Here is a 20634-nt window from a genome sequence, read left to right on the forward strand (position 1 = left end):
CAATACCAGCGATAATCACTCTCATTAAAATTTGCATCGGTTGATTATCACTCATTTTTATCCATGTGGCGGGCACAGGCATGCAACTGATACCAAAACAGCGTTATCGCATTCTTCGTTTTTCTCCCGAAGTCAGCCCGGTATTTCGACAGAAACTGATGTCCCTGGGCTTGCTACCCGGTTCCACATTTCAGCTGGTTCGCATCGCGCCACTCGGCGATCCATTACAAATCAAAACATCGCGAATCAGCCTGATGCTACGTAAGAAAGATCTCGCCCTGCTTCAGCTCGAAAGCCTGGCCGCCGCCGGGGCAGAAATATGAAATCCTGTACTATCGCACTCACCGGTAACCCAAATGTGGGTAAAACCACCCTTTTTAATCAGTTGACCGGATCGCGGCAGCGGGTCGGTAACTGGGCGGGCGTCACCGTTGAGCGCAAGGAGGGGTTGTTCAGCACCCCACAGAATCAGGTGCGGCTGGTGGATCTTCCCGGTACCTATTCACTGACGACGCTGTCCACACAGGCGTCGCTGGACGAGCAAATTGCCTGCCATTACCTGCTTGGCGGAGAAGCAGACCTGGTGATTAATGTGGTGGATGCCAGCAATCTGGCGCGCAATCTGTATCTCACCACCCAGCTGCTGGAAATGGGGCAGCCCTGCATCGTTGCGCTGAATATGCTGGATATCGCCGATCGTCAACAGATCAATATTGATAGCAACGCGCTCTCGCTGGCGCTGGGTTGCCCGGTCGTACCGCTGATCTCTACCCGAGGTCAGGGTATTGATGCACTTAAACAGGCTATCGATCGTCACGATCGCAGCGCACCCAATCCAATCGTCGACTATCCACAGGCGCTACAGGACGCGATCGCTAAGCTTGCGGATGCTCAGCCCGAAGCAATACCGAAAAAACAACAACGTTGGCTGGCGCTGCAAATGCTGGAGGGTGATATCTGGAGCCGGCAGCAGGCAGGAGAAGCGACCGCACTGCTGGCGGATCTTCTCCTTAAGATCGATGACGATGCCGCACAGTCTATCGCCAGCAGCCGTTACCAGAGAATCGATGAACTCTGCATGGGTGCGATGGTTCACGGTACCACCGGCATCAGTTTTTCGCAGCGGCTCGACCAGCTGGTAATGAACCGCTGGCTGGGGCTGCCGATATTTTTCCTGGTGATGTATCTGATGTTCTTTCTGGCGATCAACCTGGGCGGCGCGCTACAGCCGCTGTTCGATCTCGGTTCCGCCGCTATTTTTATTCAGGGTACTCAGTGGCTGGGGATCACTCTGCATTTTCCGGACTGGCTGACGCTTTTCCTGGCTCAGGGAGTTGGCGGCGGGATCAATACGGTGATGCCGCTGGTGCCGCAGATCGGCATGATGTTTCTGTTCCTGTCGCTGCTGGAAGACTCCGGCTATATGGCGCGCGCCGCCTTCGTCATGGATCGCCTGATGCAGGCGCTGGGGCTACCCGGTAAATCCTTTGTGCCGTTGATTGTCGGCTTTGGTTGTAACGTTCCTTCCGTAATGGGAGCCCGCACGCTCGATGCACCGCGCGAACGCTTAATGACCGTCCTGATGGCGCCGTTTATCTCCTGCGGTGCGCGTCTGGCGATTTTCGCCGTTTTTGCGGCGGCTTTCTTTGGTCAACACGGTGCACTGATTGTCTTCAGCCTTTATGTGTTGGGTATTGTGGTTGCTATCCTGACCGGGCTGGTGCTGAAACATACGCTGATGCGCGGTACCGCCAGCCCGTTTGTCATGGAACTACCGGTCTGGCACATTCCGCATCTGAAAAGTCTGCTTTTGCAAAGCTGGCAGCGTCTGCGCGGATTTGTACTGCGCGCTGGCAAAGTGATCGTGCTGGTCAGCATGCTGATTGGTGCGCTGAATAGTTTTTCGTTAAGCGGAAAACCCGTCAGCGATTTGAATCAGTCCGCCCTTGCCAGCGTCAGCCGCGCGCTGACACCGCTGCTTGCCCCTATCGGCGTGACGGACGATAACTGGCAGGCGACCGTCGGCCTGTTAACCGGTGCCATGGCAAAAGAAGTCGTGGTCGGTACACTGAATACGCTGTATACCGCAGAAGCCATCCAACAGCAGCCTTTTGATGCGGAGCAGTTCAGCCTGATCGATCAGCTGCGAGAGGCCGTTGACGAAACCTGGCAGGGCATCAAAGACACATTCAGTCTCAGCGTGCTTTCTAACCCGATAGAAGCCAGCAAAGGTGACGCTGAAATGGCCGGCGGCGCGATGGGGACCATGCACAGTAAATTCGTTAGCGATGCTGCGGCTTACAGCTATCTGATTTTTGTTCTGCTGTACGTTCCCTGCGTATCGGTGATGGGGGCAATCGCTCGTGAAAGCAGCTACCGCTGGATGCTGTTTTCCATTTTCTGGGGCTTAGATCTCGCCTGGTCGCTGGCCGCGATGTTTTATCAGCTAGCCAGCTTCCAGCAGCACCCGGGGAGCAGCAGCCTGATTATCGCTATCGTCGTGCTGGTCAATATTGTGGTGCTGGCGCTGCTGCGCAGGATCAAGCTTAAACCGACGCTAATCCCGGTTAAAAATATGACTCATGCCTGCAAAGGCTGCGAGCAAAGTAAAAACTGCCACTAATATTCTGCGGCGGGAAGGACAGAAGAAGTTGCGAATCTGATACCAGAGTCTACAGTGAAAAATAACGCCTGAACTCTTCGCCTGCGGTGGTCCGTTCACGACACATGGATATCATCAGTAGCTTAATCGATCGCATCTATGACGCTTCATTTCCCCCCGCCGCGCTGCATCGGCTGCGCGCGCAAATTGACGATGCGCGCGAGCGTATACGCTATCAGCGCAAGCCGCACTGGGATGAAAAAGATGTGGTACTGATAACCTATGCCGACCAGTTCCGCGAGGACGGCACCGCCACATTAACCACCTTTACCCGCTTCTATCAGCAGTATCTGCAAACAACGTTTAACCTGGTTCATCTGCTGCCCTTTTTCCCGTGGTCCTCGGACGATGGCTTTTCCGTTATTGATTACCACCACATCGATCGGCACTGCGGAGGCTGGCAGGATATTGCCCGGCTCCACCAGCATACCCGGCTGATGTTCGATTTTGTCTGTAATCATATTTCGGCAGAAAGCCGCTGGTTCAAAGGCTATCTGGCACAGGACCCGCGCTGGGATGATTTCTTTATCAGCATACCGCCTGCTACCGATCTGAGTGCGGTTACCCGTCCGCGCACCTCCCCGCTGCTAACGCCGTTCACTCTGGCCGATGGCGAAACGCGCTTTATCTGGACAACCTTTAGCGCTGACCAGATTGACCTCAATTTTGCCAACCCGGAAGTGCTGATAGACATGATGGCGGTGCTGCTGGACTATCTGCAAAAAGGGGCAGACTACGTGCGGCTGGATGCGGTTGGCTATATGTGGAAAACTCCCGGCACCTCCTGCATTCATCTGGAGAAAACTCATCAGCTGGTTAAACTGATGCGCGCCGTTGCCGATGAGGTCGCGCCGGGGACGGTGATCCTGACGGAAACCAACGTGCCGCACAAAGATAACATTAGCTACTTTGGCAGCGGCACGGATGAAGCGCAGATGGTTTACCAGTTCTCGCTGCCGCCGCTGGTACTGCACGCCATCCATTACGGGTCGTCACGCGCCCTGAAGCAGTGGGCCGCATCGCTCGACGCCAACAGCGGTAGCACCACCTTTTTTAACTTCCTTGCCTCCCACGACGGCATCGGTCTGAACCCGCTGCGCGGCATTCTGCCGGAAACCGAGATCGTCTCACTGGTGCGCGATCTGGCAAACGAAGGCGCGCTGATCTCCTATAAAAACAATCCCGACGGCACCACCAGCCCGTACGAAATTAACGTCACCTATATGGATGCGTTAAATAAAAAGGATGATGACGACGACACCCGCCTGCGGCGCTTTATGCTGGCGCACGCGCTGCTGCTGGCGTTTCCCGGCGTACCGGCGGTCTATGTGCAAAGTCTGCTTGGCTCGCGCAACGATGTTGAAGGGGTAAGGCGTGCCGGCTACAACCGGGCCATCAACCGAGAGAAGTATTCACTGGGTGATATCGAACAGGCCCTAGCCGATCCCGCCACGCTGCGGCATCGGGTGTTTAATGCGATGCGTGAACTGATTCAGGTTCGCCAGCGGCAGCCTGCTTTCCATCCCGATAATCCACTAAAAATTCTGGAAAGCGAAAACACGCTGCTGGTGATGCAACGCGAAGCACCGGGCAGCGGAGATACCCTGCTATGCATCTACAATTTGAGTGAGAAGGCGATGAGCTACGCGCTACCGGATGACAGATCCTATCGCAACGTGATTAACGGAAAACAGATGAACAAAGCGGGGCCACTCAGTCTGGCCCCGTGTGACTATTACTGGCTGCAGGCGGAATAAAGCGCCATGCAACGGGGCTTATTTATAAACTTCAGCTTCTGCCAGCGTACGGCCACGCTCTTCAGCGGCGATAATCACGTAGTAACGGCCGCCTAATTTATCCGCCTTGGCAGACAGATCCGCTTTAGCATCCATTGGCGCATTGGTGCCGGTAGTGGTAATCACACCAATTTTATCCAGATTCATCTCCTGAACCTGCTGGCGGCTGATTTCTTCGGCGGCTGAAGCATTAAATGCTAACGTTGCTGTGAATAATAATGCAGTAACAGAAATAATTTTTTTCATGATTTGTCCTCTCCTTAGGCTAGATCCGAATAACTTCGGCAGCGTAAAGACTCTCACGCCGCCGACTTCATTATTAACCGGATCTGACAGACAAACCAACCGGGTAACCTACGAAATTTTGGGCAAAAAGTGGCATTTCCCTGCCCATCATTCGCTTGTTTTTTTACACTCACCATTATTGGCCATCTGAGAGCAAAAAATGGGTTATCAAAAAGTTAAATCACATGATGAATGTTTATATTATTTCGTAAAATCAATAACATATTGGCTAAACTCTTCCGGGTGAGAAATAAACGGCGCATGTGCGGCTTTTTCCATGATAACGCTGGGACTGGCTGGCCATAGCGTATCCAGCAGCGGGGCAACCTTACGCGGCACCAGGCCATCGAGTTTACCGTACAAACGCAGCAGCGGAAGATTCAGTGAAATCAGATCCGTTCTTAAATCAACATCCCTGAGTATTTCCAGCCCGGCATTCAACACCTCAACTGACGGCATCGGATGATCCAGTACTACACTTTTCAGCGCACGGGCGTCCTGACGTGCGCTCTCAGTGCCGAGGGTTTGCAGGGCAAGGAAGCGTTCAACCGTTCGCTGGAAATCTTCACTGAGCTGCTGCTGAAAGCCGCTCAGCGTTTCAGGTCGGATACCCGGCCAATCCTCTGCTGCGCTGAAACGTGGTGAAGACGCTACCGTAATCAGGGCTTCAACCCGCTCGGGATGCAGGAGCGCAAGTCTGCTGGCAACCAGTCCGCCCAGCGACCAGCCAAGCCATACCGCCTTCTCGGGTGCTTGCGGCAGTATCGATGCCACCATTTCATCCAGCGACATCGCCGGAAAGCCCTGGCTGCGGCCATATCCCGGCAGATCCACCAGGTGCAGACAAAAATGCGCGCTGAGTCGATCGCTGATGCAATGCCACACGCTGGCATTCAGCCCCCATCCGTGCAGCAGCACAAGATGACGATCGCCCTGGCCAATAGTCTGCCAGTAAAGCTGCTTCATAGGTTATGGTCCTGTGTTTAACGTCGATGAGGTGATCATGCTACCAATGCCAGCCGCCTGTTGGCTATGCCAGATGCCGCTGAATCTGGCACACCACGGCGTGTGCAGCGTCTGCCTGCGTACGTTACTGCGGCAATACCCCAGCTGCCCGCGCTGTGGTTTAGCCAGCGGCCATTCATCACGCCCCTGCGGGCGCTGCCTGCTGCGCCCGCCAATCTGGCAGCATCTGCTGGCCGTCACGCCGTGGCAGCCGCCGTTAAAGATCTTAGTGAACCGGCTAAAATTTTATCGTGCCACCGCACAGGCGGTGATGCTGGCGCGGCTGATTTTGTTAAGGTGGTTAGATGCACGCCGCAATAACGGGCTGTTACGCCCTGATTTATTACTGTGTGTGCCGTTGCATTCCCGCAGAGCGTGGCATCGCGGCTATAATCAGTTAGATGATATGGCGCAGTGCCTGGCCCACTGGACGCGCTGCCGCTACGACCGCCAGGGCCTGATGCGCATCCGCAAAGGGAAAATCCAGCATCGACTCAATGCGCTGGCCCGCCGCCGCAACCTGCGCGGTGCTTTTCGGGTCATGGCGGAGGTCAGCGGGCGTCATATTGCCCTGCTGGATGATGTCGTGACTACCGGCAGCACGGTTGCCGAAATCAGCCGTATACTACTGGCCGCCGGTGCCGCCAGTGTACAGATATGGTGCCTGTGCCGAACCTTGTAGCGGGTCGGAGATGGGCGTATTATAACCAATGAATTTTGTTAACTATTGAGCAATCGCCATGATCGTTATTACTGACTCTGCACAAGAGCACTTTGCAAAACTGCTGTCAAAGCAGGAAGATGGCACCCAGATTCGCGTATTCGTTATTAACCCGGGTACGCCCACCGCCGAGTGCGGCGTCTCCTACTGCCCGCCCGATGCAGTAGAAGCAACCGACACTGAACTGAAGTTCGACAAGCTGTCGGCATTCGTTGATGAACTCAGCGCACCGTACCTGGAAGATGCTGAAATTGACTTCGTCACCGATAATCTCGGCTCACAGCTGACACTGAAAGCGCCTAACGCCAAAATGCGTAAAGTGAACGATGATGCCCCTCTGGTTGAGCGCGTCGAGTATCTGCTCCAGGCGCAAATCAACCCGCAGCTGGCAAGCCACGGCGGTAAAGTTTCGCTGATGGAAATCACCGACGAAGGCTTCGCCATTCTGCAGTTCGGTGGCGGCTGTAACGGCTGTTCAATGGTTGATGTCACCCTGAAAGAAGGGATTGAAAAAGAGATGCTGCAGGCCTTCCCTGAACTCAAAGGCGTGCGCGATCTGACCGAGCACCAGCGCGGCGAACACTCGTTCTACTGATCGCAGCCGGTTATTCTCTCTTCCCGGGCGGCCTTATGGCCGCCTTTTTCATTTACACCCTCGCTATTTCGCTCACTTTTGCATCTTAAAAAAGTTCGTTATACAGAAAGAGCTTAACGCAGGTTTAGCTATGGATCTTTCAGCTTACACGTGTACACTGAAATTTCCTTTCGTAACCCGGGTGAAAGCATTATCTATGAATAATATAAGAGTGGTTATTACCGGCATGGGGCTAACTGGCCCTCTGGGAAACGGCGTGAACGGCAGCTGGCAGCGTCTGGTTGCAGGTAAGTCAGGTGTTTCTGCACTGCCAGCAGATGCCTACGGCGACACTGCCATACGCGTGGGTGGACAGGTTCCCGATGTGAATCAGGACCCTGAGTATGGCTTAGATCTTGATGCTTTAATCCCGCAGAAAGAACAGCGAAAATCCGATCGTTTTATTCATCTGGCGCTGGCTGCGGCCGAAGAAGCGATAAACCAGGCTAACCTGCGTAACCTTAGCGAAGCGGCACGGGTGCGGGTTGCCACCATTATTGCCACCGGTATCGGCGGTTTCCACGCTATCAGCAGCGCGGTAAAAACCGTGGCGGAAAAAGGCAGCCGTCGCCTCTCTCCCTTCACGATTCCTTCGTTTATTGCCAACCTTGCCGCGTCACAGGTAGCGATAAAATATGGCTTTAAAGGCATGCTGGGCACGCCGGTTTCCGCCTGCGCCGCCAGCATTCAGAGCATAGGCGATGGCCTGCGTGCCATTCGCTGCGGCGAAGCCGATATCGCCGTGGTCGGCGGCAGTGAGTCCTGCATCAATCCGGTTTCGCTGGGCGGTTTCCAGGCCGCGCGCGCACTTTCTACCGCCTGGAACGAACATCCGGAACGGGCATCAAGGCCGTTTGATGCCGGGCGGGACGGTTTCGTGATGGGTGAAGGGGCAGGCATGCTGGTGCTGGAAGAGCTGGAGCACGCTCGCCAGCGTGGCGCAACCATCCTCGGCGAGGTCGTTGGCTATGGCACTACCTCAGACGCTTATCATATTACTTCCGGGCCGGAAGATGGCGAAGGCGCAGTCAGATCGATGCAAATTGCTCTCGCACAGGCGAAAATGACGGGCAGTGATATCGACTATGTTAACGCCCACTCCACCTCAACGCCGGTGGGCGATCTGGCGGAAATTAACGCCCTGCTGAAAGTGTTGGGAGAAGGGGCGAAAACCGCGATTTCTTCCACCAAGTCGGCAACCGGTCACCTGCTGGGTGCCGCCGGAGCGGTAGGGTCGATCTTCTCTCTGATGGCAATACGTCAGCAGATAGCGCCACCGTCGCTGAATATTGATCGACTGGATGACGCGGCGAAAGGATTAGACGTGGTGCAGAATACCGCCCGTCCGATGGCGATCCACACCGCGCTGGTGAATGGATTCGGCTTCGGCGGGGTGAATGCTTCGGTAATTTTTAAAGCTTTCAAAGAGTAACCTGCGGCCGCCTCCGTCACGCTAAGTGGCGGAGGCGGCAGTTCAGGCGGTTTTTCCTGCCTTACGGCGTCGATCGAGGTCACTAATCAACCGGTTAATCCCCTCATCAGCAAACATGTCCTCTATGCTGAGGCTGAGTTTTCTCCGCCAGTTGGGGTACTGATCGGTGGTGCCGGGTACGTTGACCGGCTTCGCCATATCCAGCCAGTCCTCGGGTTGCAGTCCCAGCAGCGCGCTGTTGCTGTCGGCAATGTAACGCTGCATCCCGCGATTCAGGGTGGCATCCATTTCACGTTTTTCCGCCCGCTTCGCGTAGCGTTTTGGCACGCAGCCGAAGCGATGTAATGCATCCAGCAGCGCCTGCTTCTGCTTTGCGCGATCGGCAAACAGCCCGCTTAGCACCACTTTATCCGGATACAGGCCCAGCGTTTCCCCCAGGGTTAAATCTCCCACGTTCCAGAACCCACGCAGCGTCGGCAGATCGTGTGTGGTGGCGCTGGCCATCGACTGTCGTGGCCAGTCGGCCGGAGCCCGCCAGGTGTCTTTGTCCTGCTGTTCGAAGTACAGCACCTTCCATGAGTAGATCCCGCTGTCACGCAGCTTACCGACGATTTCAGCAGGAACGGTGCCCAGATCCTCACCGATCACCATGCACTGATGACGCTCGCTTTCCAGCGCGAGGATCGCCATCAGATCGTCAACCGGATAGTAAACGTACGCGCCAAAATTGGCGGTTTCACCATAGGGTATCCACCACAGGCGCAGCAGCGACATCACATGATCGATACGCAGCGCGCCGCAGCTGGCCATATTGGCCCGCAGGAGATCGATAAAGGGTTGATAACCGCGGGCCGCCATCACATGCGGGTCCATCGGCGGCAGCCCCCAGTTTTGCCCCAGCGGCCCGAGAATATCCGGCGGAGCGCCTACCGATGCCTTCAGACAATACAGCTCGCGATCGCACCAGGTTTCCGAACCGCCCTCGGCGACTCCAACGGCGAGGTCACGATAAAGGCCAATCGGCATGCCCTGCTGCTGGCTAAACTGCCAGCATTCATCAAACTGGCGATGCGCCTGCCACTGCAACCACAGCCAGAAGCGCACCTCATCCTCGTGGCGCTGGCAGAATTGCTGCACCGCATCGCTGTCGCCATGCTGCCAGGCTTCCGGCCACACTGGCCAGCCCCAGCGGCTGGCATCCTCTTGCAGCATATAAGCGTGGATAGCATCGTAAGCGGCCTGGTTAAACAGGCTTTCCCCGCCGCAGGTAATAAACTGCTCAAACTCAAGGCGCGTCCGGTCCTCGGGCAGCCGGCTGCTGAAGTGCTGCCACGCATAGCGCAGGCCCTGAATTTTTAGCGCACCCACCGGGCCATAATCCACCCAGTCGGCTTCACGTACCGCCGCCAGCGTGGCCTGAGTTTCGCTCTGCTGCCACCAGCGCTGTGCTTCCTCGCTCTGCTGGAAATCAACTATCGCTGCAACGTCGATATACATCACGTTCAGCCAGCGACGGGACGACGGGCTGTACGGACTGGCATTCTCCGGCGCGGCCGGATAGAGGGCGTGAACGGGGTTCAGCCCGATAAACGCGCCGCCTCGCTGGGCCACTTCGCCGACCATCCGCTTCAGATCGCCAAAGTCGCCCATCCCCCAGTTATGGGCGGAACGCAGAGTATAAAGCTGGACGCAGGACCCCCACAGCTTCTCGCCCTGCTTCAGGGCGGCAGGCTCATAGCAGCGCTTCGGCGCGATAATCACCCGGCACAGCCACTGCTTTTTCCCCTGGCTAAGTAGCAGCTGATGGTAGCCGTTCGGCAGGCGTGACGGCAGCGTCAGCGTTTCTCCCGCCGCAACTCGCCCGTGAAACTCTTTGCCCTTTTCCGTATGAAAATGCCACTGGTACTCACCGCTGCCGCCGATGCTGAGCCGCTGCTCGCGCTTGCTGAGCAGCACTTTGCACGGCGGCAGCGGCACACGATCGGCTTTTGGCACCTCGTGCATCGCCGCCAGCAGCTTTTGCCGCGTCGCCAGCGGAATCACCTCCGGCTCGCCTTTGGCGTTGATGTATTCCGCCGCGATACCTGCGGCAGCGGCGGCCTGCTCAAATTGCTGATGATCCATAGGCCGTCCTTAGCGTTTTGCCTGCCAGATGCGCTGCTGATAATCGCGGATTGAACGATCGGAGCTGAACATTCCGGTACGCGCGGTGTTGAGAACGGCCGCGCGGCTCCAGGCTTCCTGGTCGCGATACAGTGCTTCCACCCGCAGCTGCGCCTCGCAGTAGCTGGCAAAGTCCGCCAGCACCAGCCACGGATCGCCGCCTTTCGTCAGGCTGTGCAGCATCATATCGAAGGCGTGTTTATCGCCGCCGCTAAAGAAGCCGTTCTCCAGCTCTTTCAGCAGGCTGTCCAGGTGCTTATCTTTTTTACGCAGCTTCAGCGGATCGTAGCCTCCGGCCTTCAGCGCCTTCACATCGTCCACGCGGTTACCAAAGATAAAGATGTTCTCTTCGCCGACCTGCTCGGCAATTTCAACGTTAGCGCCGTCCATCGTGCCGACGGTCAGCGCACCGTTCAGCGCCAGCTTCATATTGCCGGTACCGGAAGCCTCATAGCCCGCCGTGGAGATCTGCTCGGAAAGATCCGCCGCCGGGATCATCAGCTCCGCCGCCGTAATGCGGTAGTCGGGAATAAACACCACTTTCAGCTTATCGCCGATTAGCGGATCGTTATTGATCTTCTCCGCTACCTTATTGATGGCAAAGATAATATTTTTTGCCAGATAGTAGCCCGGCGCGGCTTTGGCACCGAACAGGAAGACCCTCGGCACCCAGTCCTGCTTCGGATTGTCGCGCAGGCGCTTATAGCAGGAGAGGATATGCATCAGCCCCAGATGCTGGCGCTTGTATTCGTGCAGGCGTTTGATCTGTACATCAAACAGTGCGTCCGGACTGACCACAATGCCGGTGCGCTGCTTAATGTATTCCGCCAGACGCACTTTATTATCGTGCTTGATCTGCCGGTAGCGCTGGCGGAAGGCCTTATCATCGGCGTACTTCTCCAGTCCGCGCAGGGCATCCAGATTATTGGCCCACTCTTCCTTCAGCGTCTCATCGATCAGCGCAGAGAGCGCCGGGTTACACTGCTTCAGCCAGCGGCGCGGCGTAATGCCGTTGGTGACGTTATGGAATTTCTCCGGCCACAGCTGGTGATATTCAGGGAACAGATCCTTCACCACCAGATCGGAGTGCAGCGCCGCTACGCCGTTAACGGCAAAGCCGCTGACCACGCACAGGTTCGCCATCCGCACCTGCTTGTCATGAACGACAGCCAGCTTCGCCCAGACTTTTTCATCCCCTGGCCACTGCTTCTCAACCTGCTTTTTAAAGCGGCGATCGATCTCTTTGATCAGCGTAAAGTGGCGCGGCAGCAGGCTGCGAACCAGACGCTCGTCCCAGCGCTCCAGCGCCTCAGGCATCAGAGTGTGGTTGGTGTAGGCAAAGGTTTTGCTGACGATCGCCCAGGCGTCATCCCAGCCAAGCTGATGTTCATCAATCAGCACCCGCAGCATTTCCGGGATAGCGATGGTTGGATGGGTATCGTTGAGCTGGATCACTTCGTAGTCCGGCAGCTCGTGCAGCTTGCGGCCGGCCAGATGATGGCGACGCAGAATGTCCGCTACCGAACAGGCGCACTGGAAGTACTGCTGCATCAGGCGCAGGCGCTTGCCTTCCTGATGGTTATCATTCGGATAAAGTACCTTGGTCAGCTTCGCGGCATCAATGCCCTGCTGTTCCGCCTTGAGGAATTTGCCGTCGTTAAACAGGGTCAGATCGAACGGATGGGCATGCGTCGCCTGCCACAGGCGCAGCGGCTGGACCACGCCGTTGCGATAGCCGGTGACCGGCAGATCCCACGCCTCGCCGCGCAGGGTAAAAGCGGGCTGCCAGCTAAAGCCGCCGGAACCGTTTTTCACCACCTTACCGCCAATGCCGACATTCACATCCAGCGCCGCGTTGTGGCGGAACCACGGATAGCTCTCACGATGCCAGTCGTCCGGGGCCTCTTTCTGCTGACCGTCGGCAAACGACTGCCGGAACAGGCCGTACTGATAGTTAAGGCCGTAGCCGGTTGCCGACTGCCCCACTGTAGCCATTGAGTCAAGATAACAGGCCGCCAGGCGTCCAAGGCCGCCGTTGCCCAGCGCCGGATCGACCTCCTCTTCCAGCAGTTCGCTCAGGTCGCGCTGGTGTTCCGCCAGAGCGGCTTTTACCTCGTCATACCAGCCGAGATTCAGCAAGTTGTTACCGGTCAGTCGTCCAATCAGAAATTCCATCGAGATATAGTTAACGTGCCGCTGCTTTTTATCCACTTTTTCCACCGGCTGCGCCGCCAGCAGCTCGGCCAGTGCACCGCTAATCGCCTGCCACCACTGGTGAGAATTCATCTCAGCGGCGGAGGAATAGCCCAGATGCTGCCACTGACGCGTCAGAGCCGCGTCAAAACGTGCTTTATTGAATTGCTGTTGCGACATAACTTCCCTCACAAAATGGTTTCAAATTGACCAACTGCCGTCATGACCCGAAATACTGTGGTAGACCAATGCGCACATGCTAACGACGCCGGATGACAGAGCATCATCCCCGGGCAATTTTTACCAGGGAGGAGCCGTGGGGCGTAGGTGAAAATGTGATCGCCAGCACCTTACAGTTAAGACGCCAATGCGAAAAAAAGCTCATCGCATAATGCGATGAGCAAATAAATAACAAGAATGACAATGAGAGGGTATAGCTCGCCGGACCCGCGGCCCGGATGAAACGCACAATCAATCGGCAGAGCGCACTGCATGGCTAAAAAAAGGTGAGGGAGGTGTGTGTTAAAAGTAATGCGATGTAATTAAGTATGAGTCAATTCATTAAACGCGCCAGTGTCGCACGATGTAAAAAATCATAAGGAAATGTGATGCAGTGCAACTTACAGAACCTCCATTTACGCTGCGTCTTGCAATACACGTTATCCTGGTCAAAGGTACTTTAATTACACGCTGCGAAATAATTCATTTTATTTCTTCTTTCGCCATCACACAGTGAAGTGTTCGCCATGCTGATACCCTCAAAACTAAGCAGACCGCTAAGGTTAGAGAATACGCTGGTACGCGATCGCCTGATCGCCAGGCTGGCCAACAGCCATCTGTACCGCCTGGTGCTGGTCACCAGCCCGGCAGGCTACGGTAAAACCACACTGATGGCCCAGTGGGCAGCGGGGAAAAATAACCTGGGCTGGTATTCTCTCGATGAGAGCGATAACTATCCCGAACGCTTCGCCAACTATTTTATGGCGGCGGTGCAGCAGGCGACCGGCGGGCACTGCGTACGCAGTGAAGCCCTGGCGCAGAAACGTCAGTATGCTTCACTTAATGCGCTATTCTCGCAGCTGTTTATTGAGCTTGCCGAATGGCAGACGCCGCTGACCATCGTGATTGATGATTACCACCAGCTGAACAATGACGTAATTCATCAGGCGATGCGCTTTTTCCTGCGCCATCAGCCGGAAAACCTGACGCTGGTGATCCTCTCCCGTAACCTGCCGTCGTTGGGCATTGCCAATCTGCGCGTGCGCGAGCAGCTGCTGGAAATTAACAGCCAGTCGCTGGCCTTCACCCATGAAGAAACCCGCGCCTTTTTCGCCGGGCGCCTGCTGCAGCCCATCGCCGAACAGGAATCGCAGCGGCTGTGTGATGAAGTCGCCGGATGGGCCACCGCACTGCAGCTGATCGCCCTCTCCGCCCGCCAGTCCAATACGCCAACCCATCAGTCCGCCCAGCGTCTGGCCGGGATTAACGCCAGTCACCTGGCAGATTATCTGGTGGATGAGGTGCTGGACTGCGTCGACGACGCCACGCGAAACTTCCTGCTGCGCAGTTCGGTGCTGCGCTCGATGAACGACGGGCTGATTGCCCGCCTGACCAGCGAAGAGTGCGGCCAGCGACGGCTGGAGGAGACCGAACGCCAGGGGCTGTTTATTCAGCGCATGGATGAACGCGGCGAGTGGTTTAACTTCCACCCGCTGTTTGCTTCATTCCTGCGGCAGCGCTGTCAGTGGGAGCTGGGCAGCGAACTCCATGCGATCCACCGTGCTGCCGCCGAAGGCTGGATGGCGCAGGGTTACGCCGGTGAGGCGATCCATCACGCGCTGGAAGCGGAAGATATTCCGCTGCTGCGCGATATCCTGCTGCGCCACGCGTGGACCCTGTTTAACCACAGCGAACTGACGCTGCTGGAAAAAGGTTTACATGCACTGCCCTGGAAACAGCTGGTCGAGAATCCCCGGCTGATCCTGCTACAGGCGTGGCTGGCGCAGAGTCAGCACCGTTATAACGAAGTCGATCGCCTGCTGGCGCGTGCCGAACAGGAAATGGCGCTGGAGCAGGTAGTGGTCGACGATCTGCTCAGCGCCGAGTTTAACGCCCTGCGCGCTCAGGTGGCGATCAACGCCGGTCGCCCGGACGAAGCCGACCGGCTTGCGCTGCTGGCGCTGGACACCCTGCCGCTGAGCTGCGCTTTCAGCCGTATCGTTGCCACCTCGGTGCGCGGCGAAGTGCTGCACTGCCGCGGTGAGCTGGCTATGGCGCTGATGATGATGCAGCAGACCGCGCAGATGGCACGGCAGGAGAACGTCTGCCACTACGCGCTGTGGGCGCTGCTGCAGCAAAGCGAGATTCTGATTGCCCAGGGCTATCTGCAAACGGCCTGGGATACGCAGGAGCAGGCTTTCCGCCTGATTGCGGAAGAAGGGCTGGAACAGCTGCCGATGCATGAATTCCTGCTGCGCCTGCGTGCGCAACTTTTGCTCTCGTGGGCACATCTGGACGATGCGGAGAAAGCCGCCCGCGCCGGGCTGAAGGTGCTGGAGAACTTCCATCCGCAGCAGCAGCTGCAGTGTCTGACGGTGCTGGCGAAATGCGCCCTGGCGCGCGGCGATCTGGATAACGCCCGCCGCTATCTGACCCGCTGTGAGAATCTGCTCAGCAACGGCCACTACCACAGCGACTGGGTGACCAACGCCGATGAGGCGCGGGTGATCTACTGGCAGATGACCCACGACGTCACCACCGCTGGCAGCTGGCTGGGCCTGACCCTGAAACCGGCAGATGCGGATAATCACTTCCTGCAGGGTCAGTGGCGCAATATCGCCCGCGCGCAGATCCTGCTCGGTCAGTTCAGTCAGGCGGAAGTGGTGCTGGATGAACTGAATGACAATGCACGCCGCCTGCTGCTCACCAGCGATTTAAACCGCAATCTGCTGCTGGCCAACGCGCTCTACTGGCGGGAAGGCCGTAAAGCCGAAGCCCAGCAGGCGCTGATTGAGGCGCTTACTCTGGCCAACCGTACCGGCTTTATCAGCCACTTTGTGATTGAAGGCGAACCGATGGCGCAGCAGCTCCGCCAGCTGTTACAGCTCAACACGCTGCCGGAAATGGAGCAGCGGCGCGCTCAGCGCATCCTGCGCGATATTAATCAGCACCATCGCCACAAGTTCGCCCACTTCGACGAAAGCTTTGTCACCCGCCTACTGACCCATCCGCAGGTGCCGGAACTGATCCGCACCAGCCCGCTGACCCAGCGCGAGTGGCAGGTACTGGGGCTGATTTATTCCGGCTACAGCAACGAGCGCATCGCGGGCGAGCTGGACGTGGCGGCCACCACCATCAAAACCCATATCCGCAATCTGTATCAAAAGCTTGGCGTGGTACATCGTCAGGAGGCGGTACAGCAGGCACAGCAGCTGCTGCAGCTGATGGGGATGGGCGTAAGTAACTGACAAAGAAACCGGGCCGAACGGTTTACGTCGGCCCGGCTGCTGTCAGTATCCTGCCGTTAAATCATCAATCGTACGCGGATCGGAAGCACCATAGCGCATGCCGTCCGGTCCCAGCATAATGCTCTGGGTACTGCCCATCGCCGGCATCACCTTCACCTGCTGACCCTTCTCACCCAGCAGCTTAAGCGTATCCGGGCTGAAGCCCTTCTCCACCCGCAGCTGATCCGGCAACCACTGATGGTGGAAGCGCGGCGCGTTGGTGGCTTCCGCCACGTTCATACCAAAATCGATGCTGTTGACCACCATTTGCAGCACGGTGGTGATAATACGGCTGCCGCCCGGGCTGCCGGTCACCAGCCAGGTTTTACCGTCCTTCGCCACGATGGTCGGCGACATGGACGAGAGCGGGCGCTTGTACGGCTGCACCGCATTGGCCTCACCGCCGACCAGACCATAGACATTTGGCGTACCGGGCTTGGCGGAGAAGTCATCCATCTCGTTATTCAGCAGAATGCCGCTGTCGCTGGCCACGATGCCGCTGCCGAAGTTGGTGTTCAGCGTGTAGGTCACCGCCACCGCATTGCCGTCTTTATCCACCACCGAGAAATGCGTGGTCTGATCGCTTTCATATGGGGCCAGCTTGCCCGGCTTGATCTCCGACGACGGGCGCGCCTTCGCCAGGTCGATCTGCTGCGCCAGGGTTTTCGCATAGGCTTTGCTGGTCAGCGCCTGAGTCGGCACCTTAACGAATTCCGGATCGCCGAGGTATTCCGAGCGGTCGGCGTAGGCATATTTCTCGGCTTCCGCCATCACCTGGATCGCATCCGCACTGCCGAAGCCCATTTTCGCCAGGTCAAAGTTTTCCAGGATATTGAGGATCTGCACGATGTGGATACCGCCGGAGGACGGTGGCGGCATGGAATAGACTTCATAGCCGCGATAGCTGCCGCTGACCGGTTTACGCTCGATGGCACGATAGTTGGCCAGGTCCGCTTTGCCAATCAGCCCGCCGTGCTGTTCCATTTCCGCCGCGATTTGATCGGCAATTTTCCCTTTATAAAACGCATCCGGCCCCTGGCGGGAAATCAGCTCCAGGCTGTTCGCCAGATTACGCTGCACCAGCTTCTCGCCTTTCTGCCACGGCGTGCCGTCGGCCTTAAAGAAGATCGCCTTGCTGTTCGGATGGCTGAGCAGCACCTCTTTGCCGTAGACGCTGAGATCGTCAGCCAGCGATTCGTTGACCACAATCCCCTTGCGCGCCAGCTCCAGCGCGGGCTGGATTAACGTGCTCAGCGGCAGCGTGCCGTACTTTTGGTTCGCCAGAGAGAAGCCCGCCACCGTGCCTGGAACGCCGGATGCCAGGTGGGAGGTCAGTGATTTTTTACTGTCGGCATTCCCCTGCGCATCGAGGAACATATCGCGGCTGGCGCGCACCGGAGCCATTTCCCGGAAATCAATCGAGGTGGTGTTACCGGAGGCGGTACGCAGCAGCATAAAACCGCCGCCGCCCAGGTTACCCGCCTGTGGATGAGTCACGGCCAGCGCATAGCCGACGGCCACCGCCGCATCCACCGCGTTACCGCCCTGCTCAAGGATCTTCACGCCGACCGCCGTGGCGGTAGCATCCACCGAGGCCACCATGCCGTGCGCCGCTTTCACCGGATGGAAGGTATCCGCGCCTACTCCGTAGGAAACCGGCGCCGCCGCCGGAGCAGGCTGCGCCGTCGGCGTGTCTGTGGGTGCTGCACCTGCCCCCTGCCAGACCAGTAACCCGGCCAGCAGCGACCAGGACAGGCGACGCATCTTACCTTGTGTCATCATTGTTACATCCTTTAAGTTTATTTACGTTATGTTTGCCATTGATAAATATGCACAAAAATGACAGGTTCGCGAACTTTGCGTGAAATCAGGAGCACTCCTGGCCTCAGGGCATTGCGTCTGACGTAAAATAAGGGAAGTAACACGGAGGAATCACAATGAAAACGAAAGTGTTAGTGATGCTTGCCGCCCTGCTGCCGCTGAGCGGTATGGCGAATATGTTAAACAACGGCAATAACCCGAATCAGCCGGGCTACAACCCCAGCACCCAACGCATGCAGCAGCAGATGCAGATCCAGCAGTCTCAGCAGAAGTTGAAACTTCAGCAGGATCAGCAGCGGCAGCAGCAGGAACTACAGCGTAAAATTCAGGAGCAGCGCGACAGCGCCTCGCAGCGTACGCTGAACAATCAGCCGGGCCACAGCAACAACACGCTGCCGTCTAACTAACCCCGTGCGATATTGCCCGTTTTCTTTAGTCTCATGCCCTGTCGGTTAGCCGCCAGGGCATTTTTTCGTGGCAAACAGGCAGAGCGTCGTCGCTGACGGCAGGCTTAGCTCAGGCTTTTTTCAAACGGCAGCTCGCCGCCCTGGGCTTCGGGGTCGCCCTCAAGATCGAACAGCGGCGTATAGCCCGCGGTACCCTCAGCGGAAATCCGGCCCGATTACGTCAATACGGTCGGTACAAATCGCATCCACGCCCCACTGCAGCAGCTGATGCGCGCGCTCCGGCTCGTTAACCGTATACACCAGAATCCGCAGCCCGGCCTGCTTCAGCTCGGCGGTGCGCCGTTCATCCAGCAGCTTGTGATTCAAATGGATGGAGAGGCACCCCAGCGCGTCGGTCATCTGCCGCCAGTTATCATCCCACTCATGCAGCAGCAGGCCACGTGGCAGCTCCGGCGCAGCTTTCTGCGCCGCTTCCAGCGCTTCGTAAGAGAACGAGGAGAGCAGCGGTGCCACCTGATCCTGCCACAGATCGCGTGCGGCCAGCGCCACTACCCGACCGGTTTCAACTTCAAGGCCGGTAGTCGGCTTGATTTCGATATTCGCCATCAGTCGGTGCTGGCGGCAGCGATCCGCCACCTGCGCCAGCAGCGGCAGGCGCTCGCCGTCGAAGGTTTTGCCAAACCAGCTCCCGGCATCCAGCTGCACCAGCTTATCCCAGGGCAGCTGCCCGGCCACGCCCCAGCCGTTGCTGGTGCGGTCGAGCGTGTCGTCGTGCAGCAGGAAAATCTCACCGTCCTGCGACAGTTTGGCGTCAAATTCAATCATCAGGTGGCCCAGCTGCGCGCCAAGATCGATAGCGGCCAGGGTATTTTCCGGGGCCAGTTTGCCGCCGCCGCGATGGGCGACAATCGGTGGGTAAGGCCAGGCACGATTAATCATTCAGTACGTTGTCCATTTTGGTCAAAGAAGTGCAGCGCATGCGGTGGCAGATGCAGCCACAGCGTGCTGCCTGCGGCCGGGCGCAGCGAGTGCGGCAGGCGCACCACCAGCTTATGCTGGCCCCATTTGCCGTGCGCCAGGTTGTCTGCTCCCAGCATTTCCAGCGTGTCCACCACCAGCGGGATCCCGCCGGCTTCGGCAGAAGACAGCTCAATATGCTCCGGGCGAATACCCAGCGTCAACGCCTGCCCGGCCTTGCCTGCCGATGGCGCACTAATCGGCAAGGCAAAACGCTCATCCAGGCTAAAGCGAGAGCCGTCGGCGCTAAACTGCCCGTCCAGCAGATTCATGGCGGGCGCACCGATAAAACTGGCGACGAAGCGCGTCGCCGGTCGCTCGTAAATTTCGGTCGGCGTGCCCAGCTGTTCCAGCACGCCTTTATTCATCACCATCACCCGCTGCGCCAGCGTCATCGCTTCCACCTGGTCGTGGGTAACGTACAGGCTGGTGGTTTGCAGGCGGCGATGCAGTTGCTGTAGCTCAAGGCGCATCTGCACGCGCAGGCGGGCATCCAGGTTCGACAGCGGCTCATCAAACAGGAACACCGCCGGTTCACGAACGATAGCGCGCCCCATCGCCACGCGCTGACGCTGGCCGCCGGAAAGCTCGCGCGGACGGCGCTTCAGCAGCGGTTCCAGCTCCAGGCTGCGCGCCGCTTCCAGCACCTTTTGCCGGATCTGCTCTTTGCCCATGCCGCGAATTTTCAGGCCCCAGGCCATATTCTCTTCCACGCTCATATGCGGATAGAGCGCGTAGTTCTGGAATACCATCGCGATGCCGCGATCTTTTGGCTCTTCATCGGTAACACGACGGGAATCGATATAGATATCGCCCGTGGTCACTCGCTCCAGCCCGGCCACCATCCGCAGCAGGGTCGATTTCCCACAGCCGGACGGCCCGACCATCACCATAAATTCGCCATCCTGCACGGTCACGTCCAGCGGTTGAATAATCTGGTTTTTCCCGTCGTAGGATTTGGTTACTGCCTGAAGTCTTACACCTGCCATAGG

General features: G+C 57.5%; 15 protein-coding genes. 8 read left to right on the forward strand and 7 right to left on the reverse strand.

The features are described 5' to 3' along the window. Positions 1 to 80: 80 nt before the first annotated feature. The 3 genes from feoA to IBT47_RS14155 all read left to right on the forward strand — a co-directional run bounded on the left by feoA (position 81) and on the right by IBT47_RS14155 (position 4419). On the forward strand, positions 81 to 323 hold the full coding sequence (feoA, locus tag IBT47_RS14145; protein WP_200560904.1) for a ferrous iron transporter A: 243 nt from the start codon (positions 81 to 83) through the stop codon (positions 321 to 323). Further along, entirely contained in the window at positions 320 to 2623 is a 2304-nt protein-coding gene (gene feoB / locus IBT47_RS14150; RefSeq protein WP_200560905.1) for a Fe(2+) transporter permease subunit FeoB, read from the forward strand. The genes feoA and feoB overlap by 4 nt, the downstream gene beginning before the upstream one ends. A gap of 104 nt (positions 2624 to 2727) precedes the next feature. Continuing rightward, positions 2728 to 4419, forward strand: coding sequence for an alpha-amylase family glycosyl hydrolase (locus IBT47_RS14155; protein WP_200560906.1), 1692 nt, complete (start codon positions 2728 to 2730; stop codon positions 4417 to 4419). 18 nt (positions 4420 to 4437) lie between these two features. On the opposite strand, the gene IBT47_RS14160 is transcribed toward IBT47_RS14155, so the two are convergent. Together IBT47_RS14160 and bioH are read right to left on the reverse strand one after the other, a co-directional pair. Then, complete coding sequence (locus IBT47_RS14160; protein ID WP_200546748.1) at positions 4438 to 4704, reverse strand: YdgH/BhsA/McbA-like domain containing protein; 267 nt, start codon at positions 4702 to 4704, stop codon at positions 4438 to 4440. A gap of 240 nt (positions 4705 to 4944) precedes the next feature. Next, positions 4945 to 5709 (reverse strand): pimeloyl-ACP methyl ester esterase BioH, encoded by a 765-nt coding sequence (gene bioH / locus IBT47_RS14165; RefSeq protein WP_200546749.1) that lies wholly within the window; start codon positions 5707 to 5709, stop codon positions 4945 to 4947. 37 nt (positions 5710 to 5746) lie between these two features. Here bioH and gntX point away from each other — a divergent pair, with 37 nt between their 5' ends. The 3 genes from gntX to fabF all read left to right on the forward strand — a co-directional run bounded on the left by gntX (position 5747) and on the right by fabF (position 8535). Beyond that, positions 5747 to 6430 (forward strand): DNA utilization protein GntX, encoded by a 684-nt coding sequence (gntX, locus tag IBT47_RS14170; protein ID WP_200560907.1) that lies wholly within the window; start codon positions 5747 to 5749, stop codon positions 6428 to 6430. A 58-nt stretch (positions 6431 to 6488) separates the two neighbouring features. Then, complete coding sequence (gene nfuA, locus IBT47_RS14175) at positions 6489 to 7064, forward strand: Fe-S biogenesis protein NfuA (RefSeq protein ID WP_105594063.1); 576 nt, start codon at positions 6489 to 6491, stop codon at positions 7062 to 7064. Between the two features lie 196 nt (positions 7065 to 7260). Further along, entirely contained in the window at positions 7261 to 8535 is a 1275-nt protein-coding gene (fabF, locus tag IBT47_RS14180) for a beta-ketoacyl-ACP synthase II (RefSeq protein ID WP_200560908.1), read from the forward strand. A gap of 42 nt (positions 8536 to 8577) precedes the next feature. On the opposite strand, the gene malQ is transcribed toward fabF, so the two are convergent. After that, positions 8578 to 10659, reverse strand: coding sequence for a 4-alpha-glucanotransferase (gene malQ / locus IBT47_RS14185; RefSeq protein ID WP_200560909.1), 2082 nt, complete (start codon positions 10657 to 10659; stop codon positions 8578 to 8580). A 9-nt stretch (positions 10660 to 10668) separates the two neighbouring features. After that, complete coding sequence (gene malP / locus IBT47_RS14190) at positions 10669 to 13071, reverse strand: maltodextrin phosphorylase (RefSeq protein WP_200560910.1); 2403 nt, start codon at positions 13069 to 13071, stop codon at positions 10669 to 10671. A gap of 566 nt (positions 13072 to 13637) precedes the next feature. Between malP and malT the strand changes: the two genes are divergently transcribed. Next, the gene (malT, locus tag IBT47_RS14195; protein WP_200560911.1) at positions 13638 to 16358 is read left to right on the forward strand and encodes an HTH-type transcriptional regulator MalT; all 2721 of its coding nucleotides are present in this window, start codon (positions 13638 to 13640) and stop codon (positions 16356 to 16358) included. A gap of 42 nt (positions 16359 to 16400) precedes the next feature. Here the strand turns inward: malT and ggt are convergent, their stop codons facing one another. After that, the gene (ggt, locus tag IBT47_RS14200; RefSeq protein ID WP_105594068.1) at positions 16401 to 18179 is read right to left on the reverse strand and encodes a gamma-glutamyltransferase; all 1779 of its coding nucleotides are present in this window, start codon (positions 18177 to 18179) and stop codon (positions 16401 to 16403) included. A 155-nt stretch (positions 18180 to 18334) separates the two neighbouring features. On the opposite strand from ggt, the gene IBT47_RS14205 reads away from it, so the two are divergent. Beyond that, positions 18335 to 18625, forward strand: a complete 291-nt coding sequence (locus tag IBT47_RS14205) for a DUF2756 domain-containing protein (RefSeq protein WP_200560912.1) — start codon at positions 18335 to 18337, stop codon at positions 18623 to 18625. A 195-nt stretch (positions 18626 to 18820) separates the two neighbouring features. Here IBT47_RS14205 and ugpQ read toward each other — a convergent pair whose 3' ends face one another. Both ugpQ and IBT47_RS14215 read right to left on the reverse strand, forming a co-directional pair. Further along, entirely contained in the window at positions 18821 to 19561 is a 741-nt protein-coding gene (ugpQ, locus tag IBT47_RS14210; RefSeq protein ID WP_200560984.1) for a glycerophosphodiester phosphodiesterase, read from the reverse strand. Beyond that, complete coding sequence (locus IBT47_RS14215) at positions 19561 to 20631, reverse strand: sn-glycerol-3-phosphate import ATP-binding protein UgpC (RefSeq protein WP_200560913.1); 1071 nt, start codon at positions 20629 to 20631, stop codon at positions 19561 to 19563. Before IBT47_RS14215 ends, ugpQ begins: the two co-directional genes overlap by 1 nt. Positions 20632 to 20634: the final 3 nt, after the last annotated feature.

Source organism: Erwinia sp. S43 (assembly GCF_016624745.1).
GTDB lineage: Bacteria > Pseudomonadota > Gammaproteobacteria > Enterobacterales > Enterobacteriaceae > Erwinia > Erwinia coffeiphila.

What these genes read in the sequence shown, in the direction of transcription:
- feoA (WP_200560904.1), top strand. Translation starts at nt 81, where the DNA reads ATGCAACTGATACCAAAACAGCGTTATCGCATTCTTCGTTTTTCTCCC.
- feoB (WP_200560905.1), top strand. Translation starts at nt 320, where the DNA reads ATGAAATCCTGTACTATCGCACTCACCGGTAACCCAAATGTGGGTAAA.
- IBT47_RS14155 (WP_200560906.1), top strand. Translation starts at nt 2,728, where the DNA reads ATGGATATCATCAGTAGCTTAATCGATCGCATCTATGACGCTTCATTT.
- IBT47_RS14160 (WP_200546748.1), bottom strand. Translation starts at nt 4,704, where the DNA reads ATGAAAAAAATTATTTCTGTTACTGCATTATTATTCACAGCAACGTTA.
- bioH (WP_200546749.1), bottom strand. Translation starts at nt 5,709, where the DNA reads ATGAAGCAGCTTTACTGGCAGACTATTGGCCAGGGCGATCGTCATCTT.
- gntX (WP_200560907.1), top strand. Translation starts at nt 5,747, where the DNA reads ATGCTACCAATGCCAGCCGCCTGTTGGCTATGCCAGATGCCGCTGAAT.
- nfuA (WP_105594063.1), top strand. Translation starts at nt 6,489, where the DNA reads ATGATCGTTATTACTGACTCTGCACAAGAGCACTTTGCAAAACTGCTG.
- fabF (WP_200560908.1), top strand. Translation starts at nt 7,261, where the DNA reads ATGAATAATATAAGAGTGGTTATTACCGGCATGGGGCTAACTGGCCCT.
- malQ (WP_200560909.1), bottom strand. Translation starts at nt 10,659, where the DNA reads ATGGATCATCAGCAATTTGAGCAGGCCGCCGCTGCCGCAGGTATCGCG.
- malP (WP_200560910.1), bottom strand. Translation starts at nt 13,071, where the DNA reads ATGTCGCAACAGCAATTCAATAAAGCACGTTTTGACGCGGCTCTGACG.
- malT (WP_200560911.1), top strand. Translation starts at nt 13,638, where the DNA reads ATGCTGATACCCTCAAAACTAAGCAGACCGCTAAGGTTAGAGAATACG.
- ggt (WP_105594068.1), bottom strand. Translation starts at nt 18,179, where the DNA reads ATGATGACACAAGGTAAGATGCGTCGCCTGTCCTGGTCGCTGCTGGCC.
- IBT47_RS14205 (WP_200560912.1), top strand. Translation starts at nt 18,335, where the DNA reads ATGAAAACGAAAGTGTTAGTGATGCTTGCCGCCCTGCTGCCGCTGAGC.
- IBT47_RS14215 (WP_200560913.1), bottom strand. Translation starts at nt 20,631, where the DNA reads ATGGCAGGTGTAAGACTTCAGGCAGTAACCAAATCCTACGACGGGAAA.